11 protein-coding genes are annotated in these 15012 nt (G+C 67.7%); 2 read left to right on the top strand and 9 right to left on the bottom strand.

The genetic code is table 11. The features are described from left to right. Nucleotides 1–41: 41 nt before the first annotated feature. From HPA01S_RS05545 to HPA01S_RS05505, 9 genes are all read right to left on the bottom strand, one after another. The gene (locus HPA01S_RS05545; protein WP_066267644.1) at nucleotides 42–305 is read right to left on the bottom strand and encodes a hypothetical protein; all 264 of its coding nucleotides are present in this window, start codon (nucleotides 303–305) and stop codon (nucleotides 42–44) included. 1 nt (nucleotide 306) lies between these two features. After that, on the bottom strand, nucleotides 307–618 hold the full coding sequence (locus tag HPA01S_RS05540; RefSeq protein ID WP_066267642.1) for a hypothetical protein: 312 nt from the start codon (nucleotides 616–618) through the stop codon (nucleotides 307–309). A 29-nt stretch (nucleotides 619–647) separates the two neighbouring features. Beyond that, nucleotides 648–2021: a cytochrome c oxidase accessory protein CcoG gene (gene ccoG, locus HPA01S_RS05535; protein ID WP_084360489.1), complete on the bottom strand. Its 1374-nt coding sequence runs from the start codon at nucleotides 2019–2021 to the stop codon at nucleotides 648–650. A 94-nt stretch (nucleotides 2022–2115) separates the two neighbouring features. After that, the gene (ccoP, locus tag HPA01S_RS05530; RefSeq protein WP_066267639.1) at nucleotides 2116–3036 is read right to left on the bottom strand and encodes a cytochrome-c oxidase, cbb3-type subunit III; all 921 of its coding nucleotides are present in this window, start codon (nucleotides 3034–3036) and stop codon (nucleotides 2116–2118) included. After that, nucleotides 3033–3200, bottom strand: coding sequence for a cbb3-type cytochrome oxidase subunit 3 (locus HPA01S_RS05525; RefSeq protein ID WP_066267637.1), 168 nt, complete (start codon nucleotides 3198–3200; stop codon nucleotides 3033–3035). Before HPA01S_RS05525 ends, ccoP begins: the two co-directional genes overlap by 4 nt. 28 nt (nucleotides 3201–3228) lie before the next feature. Then, nucleotides 3229–3855: a cytochrome-c oxidase, cbb3-type subunit II gene (gene ccoO, locus HPA01S_RS05520; protein WP_066267635.1), complete on the bottom strand. Its 627-nt coding sequence runs from the start codon at nucleotides 3853–3855 to the stop codon at nucleotides 3229–3231. Between the two features lie 12 nt (nucleotides 3856–3867). Next, nucleotides 3868–5313: a cytochrome-c oxidase, cbb3-type subunit I gene (gene ccoN, locus HPA01S_RS05515; protein ID WP_066267633.1), complete on the bottom strand. Its 1446-nt coding sequence runs from the start codon at nucleotides 5311–5313 to the stop codon at nucleotides 3868–3870. Nucleotides 5314–5395: 82 nt separating this feature from the next. Continuing rightward, nucleotides 5396–5533, bottom strand: a complete 138-nt coding sequence (gene ccoS, locus HPA01S_RS05510; RefSeq protein WP_066267631.1) for a cbb3-type cytochrome oxidase assembly protein CcoS — start codon at nucleotides 5531–5533, stop codon at nucleotides 5396–5398. A 25-nt stretch (nucleotides 5534–5558) separates the two neighbouring features. After that, on the bottom strand, nucleotides 5559–7931 hold the full coding sequence (locus HPA01S_RS05505) for a heavy metal translocating P-type ATPase (RefSeq protein ID WP_245638576.1): 2373 nt from the start codon (nucleotides 7929–7931) through the stop codon (nucleotides 5559–5561). Nucleotides 7932–8042: 111 nt separating this feature from the next. Between HPA01S_RS05505 and HPA01S_RS05500 the strand changes: the two genes are divergently transcribed. After that, complete coding sequence (locus tag HPA01S_RS05500; RefSeq protein WP_066267628.1) at nucleotides 8043–8486, top strand: universal stress protein; 444 nt, start codon at nucleotides 8043–8045, stop codon at nucleotides 8484–8486. Nucleotides 8487–9022: 536 nt separating this feature from the next. Further along, nucleotides 9023–15007, top strand: coding sequence for a non-ribosomal peptide synthetase (locus tag HPA01S_RS05495; protein WP_066267626.1), 5985 nt, complete (start codon nucleotides 9023–9025; stop codon nucleotides 15005–15007). Nucleotides 15008–15012 lie beyond the last annotated feature (5 nt).

The following is a 15012-nucleotide window of genomic DNA, read 5'->3' as shown; positions in this document are numbered from 1 at the left end:
TTACGTGCACATCAAGAACACCGACGGCCTGCGCCACATCGTCAATCCCCAGACCTGCGGCTGACGTCCTCCTCACGCCCTGCCCCCACGCCGGTCAGCCACACCGACAGCGCGCTGGACACCAGCGTGATACCCCAGAACACGAAGAACGCCACGGTGTAGACCGCCTGGCGCGACCACGTCAGCGGCTGGCCGCCAAAGCCATGCAGGTCGCTCGGGTCGACCATCGCGAACACCAGCATCTCCAGCACACCGGCCAGCAGGAAGGCCGGCCAGGCGATGCCCATCCAGTGGCGCGCCCGCATCTCAGTGCTCCGCCGCCGGCTGCGGCACCACCGGCGAAGCCGCATGGTTGCGCGCCTGGTGGGCCGGTTGCAGCTTGATCAGTGCCTCATCGCGCGCCGCGCCCTGCAGGCTGAGCGCGGCCTCGCGGTCGCGCTCCATGGCGGCCTTGTCGAGCACCGGGTCGGCGTTCGTGACGGCGATGGCGGCGGTGATCAGGCTGGCCACCACCACGGCCGCCGGGCCACCCACCACCAGCCACATCTGAGGCACACGCCACCAGGGCAGCGGCGCGGCGCTGGCCGCGGTGGCGGCGGGAGAGATCGAGCGGTTCATGCAAAGCTCCTTGGGGAAAAACAGGGTGATCAGCGCGGCACGACGAAGGCCGCTTTTTCGGTGACCTGGACGCCGGCGGCGTCGGTGGCGCGGATATGGAACTGGATGGGGTGCGAGCCGGGCGATGCCGCATCGGGTGGCAACTGCACCCGCGCTGCGACCGCACGCACTTCGGTGGACAGGACTTCAACCTCGGCGTCCGACGCCAGGCTCACGCCCGGCAGGCCCGAGACCGAGATCGCATAACGCTGCGTCGTCTCGGTGGCATTCATGATCTGCAGTCGGAACACGTTTTCGACACGCCCCTCCTCCACCTGCCGCGCCAGCGCGCCGCGGTCGCGGATCACGTCCACCTTCAGCGGCGTGCGCATGAACAGGCTCAGGCCCAGCCCGAGCGCGATGGCCAGCAGCACGCCGGTGTACACCAGCACGCGCGGACGCCAGGCGCGCCGCAGCATCTGCCGCATGTTCCAGCCGTTGGCCATGCCGTTTTCGGTCGAGAAGCGGATCAGGCCGCGCGGGTAGCCCACCTTGTCCATGACGTCGTCGCAGACGTCGATGCAGGCGGCGCAGCCGATGCAGTCGTATTGCAGGCCCTTGCGGATGTCGATGCCGGTCGGGCACACCTGCACGCACAGCGTGCAGTCCACACAGGAGCCCAGGCCCATCGCCTTCGGGTCCGCCTTTTTCGAGCGCGCACCACGTGGTTCACCGCGCCGGGCGTCGTAGGTGACGATCATGGTGTCGCGGTCGAACATCGCGCTCTGGAAGCGCGCATAGGGGCACATGTACTTGCAGACCTGCTCGCGCAGAAAGCCCGCATTGCCATAGGTGGCGAAGCCGTAGAACAGAACCCAGAAGAGCTGCCAGGGGCCGAGCGCCAACGCCAGCGTGAGCGCGCCCAGCTCGCGGATGGGTGTGAAGTAGCCGACGAAACTGAAACCCGTCCACAAGGCCACCGCAATCCACAGCACGTGCTTGAGCGTGCGTTTGCCGAGCTTGGCGGCCGACATCGGCGCGTTGTCCAGGCGCAGGCGCGCCGAGCGGTCGCCCTCCACCCGCTTCTCGATCCACATGAAGATCTCGGTGTACACCGTCTGCGGACAGGCAAAGCCGCACCACAGGCGCCCGGCCACGGCAGTGAACAGGAACAGTGACAGCGCCGACACCACCAGCAGGCCGGTGAGGTAGATGAAGTCCTGCGGATACAGCACTAGGCCGAACAGGTAGAAGCGGCGCGCCTCCAGATCGAACAGCACGGCCTGGCGTGCGTTCCATTGCAGCCAGGGCAAGCCGTAGAAGACGAGCTGCGTCAGCCACACCATGAGCCAGCGCCAGCGCGCAAAAACACCCGACACCGAACGCGGCTGGATCTTCTCGCGCGCCGCGTACAACGACACCATGGTGTCGTCGTCGGCGGGCACGATGGGAATGCTGGCTTTGATGCGAGCGGGTGCGGCAGGAGCAGGTTGCGTCACGGCTGTGGACCCATGCCTTTCAGTTGGAGTTGGCCGCGGCGGGCTTGTTCGAGAAGCGCCACACGTAGGCGGTCAGCACATGGATCTGGTCGGCGTTGAGCTTGCCCGCCTGTGCCGGCATGTGGTTGTTGAAGCCCTGCGTCACGGCACGGATCACGGCCTCTTCGCCCCAGCCGTGCAGCCAGGTCTTGTCGGTCAGGTTGGGGGCACCCAGCGCGGTGTTGCCCTTGCCGTCCATGCCGTGGCAGGCGGCGCAGGCGCCGAACTTGCTGCGGCCCAGGGCGGCGCGGATCGAATCGTGCGGGCTGCCCGACAGGCTGAGCACGTGGTGCGCGAGGTTGCGCACGTCTTCGGGCGAGCCGACCGCTGCGGCCATGGGCGGCATCACGCCGGTGCGGCCGTCGGTGATGCTGGCCTTGATGGCCGCCGGGTCGCCGCCCCACAGCCAGTCGCCGTCGGTGAGGTTGGGGAAACCGCGCGCACCGCGGGCGTCCGAACCGTGGCACTGGGCGCAGTTGTTCATGAACAGGCGCTCACCGATCGCCATGGCCGCGGCGTCGCCCGCGAGCTGTGGCGCTTCCATGCCGGCGAACTGTGCGTACAGGGGCGCAACGGCTTGCTGCACCTTCTCCACCTCGGCGCGGTGCTGGCCTTCGGACGACCAGCCCAGCAGGCCCTGGTATTTGCCGAAGGTCGGGTACAGCACGCCGTAGGCAAGCGAGAACACGACGGTGATGATGAACAGGTAGACCCACCACTTGGGCAGCGGGTTGTTCATCTCGCGCAGGTCGCCGTCCCACACGTGTCCGGTGGTGTTGTCGTCGGCGGACTTGACCTTGGTGGTGCCGCTGATCCACAGCAGGACGAGGCAGGCCAGGATGCTGATCAGCGTCAGCCCGGCCACATACCAGGACCAGAATTCGCTGGTGAAGTCGCTCATGAGGGTTCTCTCGTGGTGTCGGTGATGGCTTCGTCCTGGAACGGCAGCAGGGCTGCCTCGTCGAAGCGCGACTGGTTGCGCCGCGACCAGGCCCAGGCCACGATGCCCAGGAAGGTCAGCAGGCTGATGACGGTGACGGCGCTGCGCAGGTCATTGAGATCCATGTTGTTTTCTCCTTGCGGTGGCTTGCGCTCACTTGATGGCGGTGCCCAGCACCTGCAGGTAGGCGATGAGCGCGTCCATGTCGGTCTTGCCCTGCACGTCGGTGACGGACGCGGAGATCTCCTCGTCGGTGTACGGCGCGCCCAGCGTGCGCAGCACTTGCATGCGCTTGGGCAGGCCGGCCGCGTCCACCTTCTTCTTCTCCAGCCAGGGGTAGGCCGGCATGTTGGATTCGGGCACCAGGTCGCGCGGGTCGTTCAGGTGGATGCGGTGCCACTCGTCGCTGTAGCGGCCGCCCACGCGCGCCAGGTCGGGGCCGGTGCGCTTGCTGCCCCACTGGAAGGGCCGGTCGTAGACGAATTCGCCGGCCACCGAGTAGTGGCCGTAACGCAGCGTCTCGGCCTGGAAGGGCCGGATCATCTGCGAGTGGCAGTTGTAGCAACCCTCGCGCACATACACGTCGCGTCCGGCGATCTGCAGCGCGCTGTAGGGCTTGAGGCCTTCCACCGGCTGGGTGGTGGACTTCTGGAAGAACAGCGGAACGATCTCCACCAGTCCACCGACCGCGATCACCAGCACGATGAGCACGATCATCAGGAAGTTGTTGGTCTCGATCCGCTCGTGGGTGAAACCCTGGGGCTTGTTGTTGTCGGCCATGGTTGTGGCTCCTCAGGCGTGGGCGGGGTTGAGAGCGGGAATGCGCGCGTCTTCGGGCTGGCCGTTACGGGCGGTCATCACCGTGTTCCACAGCATCACCACCATGCCGGCGAGGTACAGCACACCGCCCGCGAGGCGGATGACGTAGAACGGGAAGGTGGCCTTGACCGATTCGACGAAGGTGTAGGTGAGGCTGCCGTCGGGGTTGACCGCGCGCCACATCAGGCCCTGCATCACACCGGCGATCCACATCGCGGCGATGTAGAGCACGATGCCGATGGTGGCAATCCAGAAGTGCAGTTCGATGGCCGGCACCGAGTACATCTTCTTCTGGCCGTACAGGCGCGGAATCAGGTAGTACATCGAGCCCATGGTCACCAGGCCGACCCAGCCGAGGGCGCCGGAGTGCACGTGGCCCACGGTCCAGTCGGTGTAGTGCGAGAGCGCGTTCACCGTCTTGATCGACATCATCGGACCTTCAAAGGTCGACATGCCGTAGAACGAGAGCGAGACGATCAGGAAACGCAGGATCGGGTCGTCGCGCAGTTTGTGCCAGGCGCCCGAGAGCGTCATGATGCCGTTGATCATGCCGCCCCAGCTGGGCGCGAGCAGGATGAGCGAGAACACCATGCCGACCGATTGCGTCCAGTCCGGCAGTGCGGTGTAGTGCAGGTGGTGCGGGCCGGCCCACATGTAGGTGAAGATCAGGGCCCAGAAGTGCACGATCGACAGGCGATACGAGTACACCGGGCGCTCGGCCTGCTTGGGGATGAAGTAATACATCATCCCGAGGAAACCGGCGGTGAGGAAGAAGCCCACCGCGTTGTGGCCGTACCACCACTGCACCATGGCGTCCTGCACGCCGGCATAGGCCGAGTAGCTCTTGAAGAAGTCCACCGGCACCGCTGCGCTGTTGACGATGTGCAGCACCGCCACCGCGAGGATGAAGGCGCCGAAGAACCAGTTGGCCACGTAGATGTGGCGCACCTTGCGGCGGCCGATGGTGCCGAAGAACACCACCGCGTAGGCCACCCAGACGACTGCGATCAGCAGGTCAATCGGCCACTCCAGCTCGGCGTATTCCTTGCCTTGCGTGTAGCCCAGCGGCAGCGAGATGGCGGCCAGCACGATCACCAACTGCCAGCCCCAGAAGGTGAAGGCAGCGAGGCCATCCGAGAAGATGCGCACCTGGCAGGTGCGCTGCACCACGTAGTAGCTGGCGGCAAACAAGCCGCAGCCACCGAAGGCGAAGATCACCGCGTTGGTGTGCAGCGGCCGCAGGCGGCCGTAAGACAGCCACTCCACCCCCATGTTGAGGCCGGGCCAGGTGAGCTGCGCGGCGATGATCACGCCAACCAGCATGCCGACCACGCCCCAGACCACTGTCATGAGGGCGAACTGCCGAACCACCTTGTCGTTGTAGACCGCCGAAGGGCGGTTCTGTCGGGTCACGGACATACAAAAAACTCCTTGCCAATGTCACTGCAGACAGTGTGCGCACGGAGTTCCTTGTGCGCCTTGACCTAGGTCAAGCGGGCTCTCAATCGTTCTTCAGGATGCGCTCGCCTTCGCGGTCGACGTTGTCGAACTGGCCGGCCTGCAACGCCCACCAGAACACGCCGATGATGGCGAACACGATCAGCACCGAGAGCGGTATCAGCAGGTACAGGCTGTCCATCGGGGTCTCCTTCTCTGCGCCCGGCTCAGCGCCGCGCCAGCCGCAAGGCGTTGCCGATCACCAGCAACGAACTCAGCGCCATGCCCAGCCCCGCCAGCCAGGGCGGCATGTAGCCGGCCAGCGCCAGTGGCACACACACCACGTTGTAGGCGGCTGCCCAGGCCAGGTTCTGCCGCACGGTGCGCAGCGTGGCGCGGGCCTGCGTGAGCGTGCGCACCACGTCCATCACCTGGCCGCTCTGCACGATGAAGTCCGACTGCGCCTGCGCCAGCGGCGCCGCGTGGCCGAGCGCGAACGAGGTGTCGGCACGCGCCAGCACGGGGCCGTCGTTCAGGCCGTCGCCCACCATCGCCAGCCGCAGGCCGCGCGCCTGCAGCGTGTGCAGCTCGCGCAGCTTCTGTTCGGGGGAGGCGCCGGCGATCACGTGGTCCACGCCCACCGCCTGCGCCACCGCCTGCGCGGCGGCCTCGCGGTCGCCCGAGAGCAGCCAGGTGCGCACACCCATCGCGTGCAGGGCAGCCACCGTGGCCACGGCGTCGTCGCGCAGGGCTTCCTGCAGGCCGAAACTCGCCAGCCAGCCATCGGCATCGCTGAGGTGCACGGCGGGTGCGCCGTCGTCCCAGCCGAAGCTGCCAGGAGGCGGTGCCTCCATGCCGCAGAAACCCAGCGAGCCCAGGCGCACCCAGTGGCCATCGGGCGACAGGGCCTGCATGCCCTGCCCGGCCGTTTCGGTGTGGCCCGCCAGCGGGGCCAGCGTCACACCTTCGGCCGCGGCCGCCTGGGTGATGGCGCGCGAGACCGGGTGCAGGGAGCCCTCGGCCAGCGCGCCGGCCAGTGCCAGGGCCTGCGCGCGGTCCACACCGTTGCGCGTGGCAATGCCTTGCAGCAGCAGGCGGTCGTGCGTCAGGGTGCCGGTCTTGTCGAACACCACCGCGTCGATGCCGGCCAGCGATTCAAAAGCCTGCAGGCGACGCACCAGCACACCACGCTGCGCCAGCGCGCCGGCCGATGCCAGCATCGCCGCCGGGGTGGCCAGCGACAGCGCGCACGGGCAGGTGACGATGAGCACCGCCACCGCCACCGCCAGCGCCTGCGTGTGGTCGGTCTGCCACCACCAGGCGAACGCGCCGGCGGCGGCCAGCAGCACCAGCACCAGGAAGGGCGCGGCAATGCGGTCGGCCAGCACGGCCAGGCGCGGTTTTTCGGTGGAGGCGCGCTCCATCAGTTGCACGATCTGGGCGAAGCGCGTGTCCGCCCCCACCCGCTCGACGCGCACCCGCACCGGCCCGCCGAGGTTGAAGCTGCCAGCCACCACGGGCTGCCCTGCGAGCAGGGTCACGGGGTGCGACTCGCCGGTGAGCAAGGCCTCGTCCACCGACGCGCTGCTGTCGAGCAGCACACCGTCGGCCGGGAAGGCCTGGCCGGCCTGCACCCGCACGGTGTGGCCGCGCTGCAGGCGGCGCAGCGACACCGCCTCGTACTCGCCCTGCGCATTCAGGCGGTCGCACAGTTCGGGCAGGCGGTTCATCAAACTGTCGAGCGCGCCGGCGGTGCGGTCACGCGCCTTGTGCTCCAGGTAACGCCCGCCGAGCAGGAAGAACACGAACATGGTGAGCGAGTCGAACCAGACCTCGGCGCCCCAGGGGCCGGCGGGGTCGAAGGTGGCGGCCGAGCTGACGAGGAAGGTGACCAGGATGCCGATGGACACCGGCGTGTCCATGCCGATGCGGCCGTGTTTGAGGTCGCGCCAGGCGCTGGAGAAAAACGGGCCGCTGGCGAAGAACACCACCGGCAGGCTGATGACCCAGCTGGCCCAGCGCAGCAGCTGTTCGATGTCGGGCGGGATCTCGCCCGGCGTGGTCACGTAGGCCGGCCACGCGTACATCATCACCTGCATCATGCAGAAGCCGGCCACGAACAGGCGCCACAGCGCCTGCCGCGTCTCGCGCAGGCGCTGGTCCACCGACAGCGCCTGCTGCATCGGCAACACGCGGTAGCCCACCGCCCCCAGGGCGCGCGCCAGCGCCGACAGCGGCGTGAGCGCCGGGTCCCAGCGCAGCGTGAGGCGGCGCGTGGCGGCGTGCACCTGGGCGTACTGCACGCCGGTCACACCCTGCAGCGCCGACTCCACCGCGTCGGCACAGGCCGCGCAGTACATGCCCTGCACCACCAGCACCGACTCGGCCAGGGCCTTGCCGCCATCCGGGGCTCCGCAGGCGCGCGTGAAGGTGGCCTGCTCGGCCGGGTCGTCGAGCACGGCGAAGTCGTCGGTCACCGTCAAGGCGCCACGGTGCGCACCGAACACGTCGGTGTACGCCATCGGGGTCGGGGCGGGGTCGGGAGCTGCCGTTGCGGTGGAGGTGAGCCGCGCCGGGTACGCGGAAGCGGCCAGTTGCATGCTGCAAGCCTATTCCACGCCACCTCGTGCGGGTTTGATGCAAATCAACACATGGGCCCCCTGCTTTGTTAACCTGAAGCTTCCGGGTTCACAACCAACAAGGAGATGCACATGTACAAACGAATTCTGGTCGCCACCGACGGCTCCAAGCTGTCCCAGCAAGCGGTGGAACACGGCATCAATCTGGCTGACCTGACGGGCGCCGAAGTGGTCGCCCTCAAGGTCATCCCGCGGTATCCACAGACCTACTTCGAGGGTGGCGTGGCCCTGGCCTCGGCCGAGGTCGCGCGCATCGAGAAGCAGTGGCAGGAAGACGCCCTCGTCGCGGTGAACGCGGTGAAGTCGGCGGGGCAGCTGCGCGAGGTGAAGGTCAAGCCGGTGACGGTGAAGTCCGACCTGGTGGCCGAGGCCATCATCGCCGCGGCCAAGCGCAACAAGTGCGACCTGATCGTGATGGCCTCGCATGGCCGCCGCGGCATCAAACGCCTGCTGCTCGGCAGCGAGACGCAGCAGGTGCTGACGCACTCGCACATTCCGGTGCTGGTGTTGCGCTGATGCGGGCGCCGACCTCATGCGGTCGGCGGTGCAGGCCTGGAGCTCACCAGATTGAGCCTTTTGATGTAATCTAAATGGTCAACCCCACCGCCCTGGGCGGGGTACCAGAACACGGCAGCGTGAGCGGCGCACGCGCATGAAAACGCACAAGCGTGGAAATTGACCGGTTCCCCGCGATTCGGTCATGAGGGGTACCGGGTACCCCCCTACAATCGCGCGGTCAGCAGACATCCGCCATGGAAATGCCGGCAGGTCTTTGCGGCCTGAAGGTGCGTCTGCACAACCCCAGTGGAACGCCGTATCACACTCCCAATTCGGGCGGGGCACCGTTGCATGCCGCGCCACTCCATCTCAGCACGGCGGACCTGCGCTGCATCCAGCGCATGGAAACCTGTCGGGCTTGATTGCTGCCCTCCGAAACGGCCACTGGCCCGAAGCTTGCAGCAACTACCTTCCCTGCGCACCTCCGACAGCCTTCCGATGTCGTCTGGCCTGTTGGCCAAACGATCGCAGGCGCGCACATAACGCATTGCCAGATGTCCTCACAGAACGCGAACGCCGCCCCGACGCCCATACCCAAAGACAAGGACCTTCGCGCGCTCCTGCTCTCACGCATCGCCAGTCATGCGGACAGCCCGGCCTATGTGTTCCTCGGCAGAGACCTTGAAGTTGCTCAAAGCCTGAGCTACGGCGAGCTGGGCAGCGCCGCCGCGACCATCTCGCAGCATCTGCGTGGACTCACCCGCCCCGGCGACCGGGTGCTGCTGGCCTTCAACAACGATCTGGAAGCGGTGCAGCTGTTCTGGGGCTGTGTGCTGGCCCGTGTGATTCCCATTCCCGCACCGGCGCCAGACATCCGCAGCCTGGACGACAGCGGATCGCGCTTGCGAGGCATTGCCAGCGACGCCGGCGTGGCACTCGCGCTGACCCACGAAAGCCACCTGGCCACAGCCCGCGCACAGATCCCCTGTGTGCCATGGCGTTCGCTGCCAACCCTGCTGGCCGAGCCACCGGCACCCGACCAAACCGTGTCGACACCCGCCACCGACAGCCTGGCGGACATGGCCTACCTGCAGTACACCTCCGGGTCCACCAGTGCCCCCCGGGGTGTGCAGATCACGCACGGCAACCTGCTGGCCCAATGCCAGGCCATGATGTCCGGCCTGGGCACCCAGGGCGTGCGGGCCCTGACCTGGTTGCCCTGGTTCCACGACTACGGCCTGGTGCACGGCGTGATCCAGCCCCTGTTCTCGGGCGGCGTCTCGTTCCTGATGGCCACCGGGCAGTTCCTGCTGCGTCCCTTGCGGTGGCTGGAAGCCATCGAGAAGCACCACGTGACGCACAGTGGTGCGCCCAACTTTGCTTACGCGGCCTGCGTTCAGGCCCTGTCGCGCACACCGAAATGGAGCGCTCAGCTGGACGGCTGGCAGCTCGCCACGTGTGGCGCCGAACCGGTGCGCTCCGCGACGCTGGACGCCTTCGCCGCGGCCTTCGCGCCCCATGGGTTCGATGCAACGGTGCTCGCACCATCCTATGGCCTGGCCGAAGCGGTGCTGGCCGTGACCGTGCGCGACATCCGGACGCCCTTGCAAAAAGCCCTGGTCGATGCGCAGGCGCTCGAACAGCATGAAGTGAAGCCCGCCGCCGCAGAAACGCCCGGCACCAGAACCCTGGTGGGCTGCGGCCCGGCGCTGCCGGGCTTCCAGTTGCGCATCGTGGATCCCGCCACCGCGCTGCCCTGCGCCGCCGGGCGTGTGGGCGAAATCTGGGTGGCGGGGCCCAGCGTGGGCCGGGGGTATTGGCAACAGCCCGCGGCCACGGCCGAGAGCTTCGGCGCCACCCTGGCGGGGGAACATGCGGATGGCTTGCCGTATCTGCGCACGGGCGATCTGGGGTTCCTGCGCGAAGGCGAGCTGTTCGTCACGGGTCGCCTCAAAGACCTGATCGTGGTGAACGGGCGCAACCTGTACCCACAAGACCTGGAGCGGGCCGCCGAACTGGCGGACACCGACAGGCGATCCGGCCGCGTCATCGCGGTCTCGGTGGACCAGGGACAGAAGGAAGCGGTGGTCATGCTGGTTGAATGCCAGCGGCACGCCTCGCCAGAAGCGGTGCGCGAACTCATCGACGGCATTCAGAAACGGGTGGCCACCGAGCACCAGCTGGACCTGCATGAGATCGTGCCCTTACGCGCAGGCAGCCTGCCCCTCACCTCCAGCGGCAAGCCGCAGCGCAGCGCCGCACGGCGCCTCTACCTGCAAGGCGCGCTGGAGCCGATGCGGCTGGCGGTACAGACGCCCTCGCTGCCGACGCCAGCACCGGAGAACGACGCCCCCCCGGCGCTCATGGACGAGCTGTCCCGCCTGTGGTGCGATGTGCTGGGTGTCGAGTCGGTGGAACCCGACGCGCATTTTTTTGAGCTCGGCGGCGACTCCCTGCTCGCCACGCAACTCATGTCGCGCCTGCGGACGAGGCTCGGCGTCGAACTGCCGATCCGCGCCTTGTTCGAGAACCCCACCCTGCCGGGCCTGGCCCGTGCCGTGATGCAGGCGCCGGCGGCGCCCGCCGAATCGGCCTCGCCGGAAGCGATCAAGGCCCCCGAGCGCCCGCGCCCGCCCGGCGCACGGGTCGCATTGACGTTCTCCCAGGAACGCATGTGGGTCATGCACGAGCTGGATCCGCAAGGCAGCGCCTACAACGTGCCACTGGCGATTCGATTGAGCGGCCCACTCAATGTGTCGGCCATGCAGGCCGCGCTGTCACGCGTGGTCGAACGGCACGAAATCCTGCGCACCCGTTTCGTCAAGTCACCCGAAGGCGTGTTTGCCGAAGTCGTCGCGGCCCCGCCGGTGGTCATCGACGAAGTGCGGATGCCCGACGATGGCACGCCAGCATCCCGAGGCGCCCTGATGCGCCACCTCGCCGAAGTCGCCTGCCTGCCTTTCCAGCTGGACCGGTGCCCGCTGTTCCGCACCCAGGTGATTCACACCGGCGAGCAACAGGCCGTGCTGCTGATCGTGATGCACCACATCGTCTGCGATCAATGGTCGTTCGCCCAGCTGGGCCGGGAACTGGCCGCGCACTACAGCGCCATCCAGGCCGGCGTCGAGGCCACCGTGCCCAGCCTGCCCATCCAGTATGCGGACTACGCCAGCTGGCACCGCCCCTGGTTTGAAGGCGAACGGCGCGCGCGCGAGCTGAGCTTCTGGTCGCGCCGCCTGGAAGGCATGGAGCCGCTGCCACTGAACGAGGACTTTGTGCGCCCCCGGCAGCAGAGCTTCCGCGGTGCGGCCATCCGGTTTCCGCTGACGCCTGAAGACATCACCTCGCTGCGCCAGCTGGGCACGGCCCACGGCGCCAGCCTGTCGATGGTGTTCATGGCCGCGCTCAACGTGATGCTGCACCGGCACACCGGCAAAACGGACATCCCGATCGGAGTGCCCATCGCCAACCGCCACCAGCTGGCTTCGGAAAATCTGATCGGCACCCTGGTGAACACCCTGGTGTTCCGCACCGACCTGAACGGCGACCCCGACTTCGCCACCGTGCTGGCCCGGGTGCGTGATGTGTCGCTGGAAGCCTTCGCGCACCAGGACATGCCGTTCGAGCTGCTGGTGCAGGAACTGGCCGGCCGTGCGGGCGCCGTGCGGCAGCCGCTGTTCAACGTCATGTTCAACCAGGTCAACGTCCAGGCGCGTGAATCCGATTTCGCCGGGCTGCAGTGGTCCCGGCTCGACTTCGACCGGGCCTCGACGCAGTTCGACCTGACCATCGTCGCGGACATGCTCTACGACCAGTCGCTGGTGTTCGAGTACGCCACCGACCTGTTCACGCGCGAGACCGTGCAACGCATGGGCGAGCACGTCCAGAACATCCTGCGTGCGGCGGTTGCCGCGTCTTCGGCCCACGTGTCCACCATCCCGCTGCTGAGCGAGGCCGAACGTGACCGCCTGCAAACCTGGTCGCTCGGGCCTTCCGAACCGCCGGCGGCCCGCACCATTGTCGAGTGGGTGGCAGGCGGCCTCGCGCCATCGGCCCACAAAGACGCGCTGGTGTTCGGCCAGCAGCGGCTCACGCACCAGGCGCTGGACGAAGAGAGCAACCGCCTGGCGCGGTGGCTGCGCCAGCGCGGCATTGCACGCGGCAGCCGGGTCGGCCTCTGCCTGCCCCGCGGCAACGATCTGGTGATCGCCCTGCTCGCCATCCTGAAGACTGGCGCGGCCTACGTGCCACTGGACCCGGCCTACCCGGTCCAGCGTTTGAACCACCAGATCGACGATGCCGACATGGCCTTGCTGATCACCCACTCGTCGGTGGCGCTGCCGCGCGAGCAACCACCCAGGCTGCTGCTGGACGTGGACCGCGCGCAGGTGGCAGCCACTGCGGCCACCCCACTCGAAGCCGATGCGCTGCGCGATGCCGGGCCCGAAGACCCGGCCTACGTGATCTACACCTCGGGCTCCACGGGGGTGCCCAAAGGCGTCGTGGTGCCACACCGGGCAGTGGTCAACTTTCTCGCCAGCATGGCGCGCAGGCCGGGCCTCACCGCGCAAGACCGCCTGCTCGCCGTCACCACGCCCAGCTTCGACATCGCGGCGCTGGAGCTGTTTCTGCCGCTGGGCGTGGGTGGCACCGTGGTCATCGCCAACGAAGAACAGTGCACCGACGGCCGCGCCTTGTCCGAGGTGTTGCGCTGCGAAAACATCACCACGCTGCAGGCCACCCCGTCGCGCTGGCACCTGCTGATCGACTCCGGGTGGAAGGGCTCTCCACAGCTCAAGGCACTCGTGGGTGGTGAACCGCTGACGCCGCAGCTGGCCACCCTCTTGCTCACGCGGTGCGCCGAGGTCTGGAACATGTACGGCCCGACCGAAACGACGATCTGGTCGAGCTGCTGGAAGCTGCCATCGGAGGCCACGCAGGCCATCGCCCTCGGCCCGCCGATTGCGAACACCTCGATCCAGGTGCTGGACCAGAACCTGCAGCCCTGCCCCATCGGTGTGCCTGGCGAGATCTACATCGGCGGCACCGGCGTGGCCCTGGGTTACTACAAGCGCCCGGAGCTGACCGCAGAGCGCTTCATCGACCAGCCCGATGCGCAGTTGGCAGAGAACAGGCGCATCTACCGCACGGGCGATGGCGGGCGCTGGCGGCACGATGGCTCGCTCGAACACCTGGGCCGGCTGGACGACCAGATCAAGATCCGCGGGTTCCGGGTCGAGCTGGGCGAGATTGAAACCAACCTGCTGACCCATTCGGGCGTGTCACGCGCCATCGTGTCGCTGCGCGAAGACCTTCCGGGGCAGCCCAGGCTGGTCGCCTACGTGGTGCCCCATGGGCCCATGCCTTTGCGCGAACACCTGCGCCAGCACTTGCGCCAAGCCTTGCCGGACCACATGGTGCCCGCCGTGTTCATGGAAATGGACGCCATCCCCGTGCTGCCCAACGGCAAAACGGACCGCCGGGCCTTGCCGGTTCCGCCGAGCGGCCACACCGATTCGGTTGCCACCATGGTGGCGCCGCGCAACGACATCGAGCGCACGATTGCCGCGATCTGGCAGCAGACCTTGCAGATCGGCCCGTTCGGTGTGCACGACAACTTCTTCGATCTCGGCGGGCACTCGCTGCTGGCCGTGGGCGTGGTGAGCCGCATGGAAGCGGCGCTGAAACGACCGTGCCCATTGCGCTTGCTGTTCGAACGCCCCACGGTGGCCGATCTGGCCGCGGCCCTGGAACAGCCCGCCGACGCGCCCGTCGTCCCGGTGGCCGTGTTGCAACCCCATGGCGACGGCCCGGGCCTGTTCCTGCTGGCCGGCACGGACCAGTACCGCCATCTGGCGCGGGAACTGGGCGCTCAGATGCCGGTGTACGGCGTGTTCTCGCAAACCGAAATCGACCTGCTGCGCTGGCCGGCCGACGCACCACCACCCACGCTGTCGGTCGAAACCCTGGCCCTGGAATACATCGACCTGATCCGCGGCATCCAGCCCCACGGCCCCTACTTCCTGGGCGGCTTCTCGATCGGCGGCGTGCTGGCCTACGAGGTCGCGCAGCGCCTGCAAGCGGCGGGAGAAGAGATCGGGCTGATCGTCCTGCTCGACTCCATGCTGCCCGGACGCGGCGTGAAGTACCTCTGGGCCGGCATCTGCCGGCGCCTGCGCATGATCCGCCGCCAGGGCGTGCGTCACCTGCTGCACGTCTTCCGCGTGTACAAGAAGCAGGTCAACACGCGCCACGAGCCGGGCAGCCTGCGCATCCGCGCTTACACGCAGGCGATTCGCAACTACAACGCCACGCCCGCCGATCTGCCCGTGGTGTTCCTGCAGGCCGCCGACGACGCCTCCACCACACCCGCCTACGGCTGGCGCTCTTTGGTGCCCGGCTTGAGCGTGACACGCGTGCCCGGAAGACACATGGACATCCTGGAGCCGCCGAACGTGGACGTGCTGGTGTCCCACCTGCGGGAGCACGTCATCTCGGCGAGAGCGGCCTTTTCCGCGGCAACCCCGCCGGTGGAATGAGGCGC

Origin of the sequence: Hydrogenophaga palleronii NBRC 102513, from assembly GCF_001571225.1 — a bacterium.
Classification (GTDB): Bacteria; Pseudomonadota; Gammaproteobacteria; order Burkholderiales; family Burkholderiaceae_C; genus Hydrogenophaga; species Hydrogenophaga palleronii.
The sequence above is the reverse complement of the archived record's forward strand: the minus strand, read 5'-3'. Positions and strand labels throughout refer to the sequence as shown.

Excerpts from the sequence above, each read along its gene's own strand:
- HPA01S_RS05545 (WP_066267644.1), bottom strand. The coding sequence starts at position 305 with ATGCGGGCGCGCCACTGGATGGGCATCGCCTGGCCGGCCTTCCTGCTG.
- HPA01S_RS05540 (WP_066267642.1), bottom strand. The coding sequence starts at position 618 with ATGAACCGCTCGATCTCTCCCGCCGCCACCGCGGCCAGCGCCGCGCCG.
- ccoG (WP_084360489.1), bottom strand. The coding sequence starts at position 2,021 with ATGGTGTCGTTGTACGCGGCGCGCGAGAAGATCCAGCCGCGTTCGGTG.
- ccoP (WP_066267639.1), bottom strand. The coding sequence starts at position 3,036 with ATGAGCGACTTCACCAGCGAATTCTGGTCCTGGTATGTGGCCGGGCTG.
- HPA01S_RS05525 (WP_066267637.1), bottom strand. The coding sequence starts at position 3,200 with ATGGATCTCAATGACCTGCGCAGCGCCGTCACCGTCATCAGCCTGCTG.
- ccoO (WP_066267635.1), bottom strand. The coding sequence starts at position 3,855 with ATGGCCGACAACAACAAGCCCCAGGGTTTCACCCACGAGCGGATCGAG.
- ccoN (WP_066267633.1), bottom strand. The coding sequence starts at position 5,313 with ATGTCCGTGACCCGACAGAACCGCCCTTCGGCGGTCTACAACGACAAG.
- ccoS (WP_066267631.1), bottom strand. The coding sequence starts at position 5,533 with ATGGACAGCCTGTACCTGCTGATACCGCTCTCGGTGCTGATCGTGTTC.
- HPA01S_RS05505 (WP_245638576.1), bottom strand. The coding sequence starts at position 7,931 with ATGCAACTGGCCGCTTCCGCGTACCCGGCGCGGCTCACCTCCACCGCA.
- HPA01S_RS05500 (WP_066267628.1), top strand. The coding sequence starts at position 8,043 with ATGTACAAACGAATTCTGGTCGCCACCGACGGCTCCAAGCTGTCCCAG.
- HPA01S_RS05495 (WP_066267626.1), top strand. The coding sequence starts at position 9,023 with ATGTCCTCACAGAACGCGAACGCCGCCCCGACGCCCATACCCAAAGAC.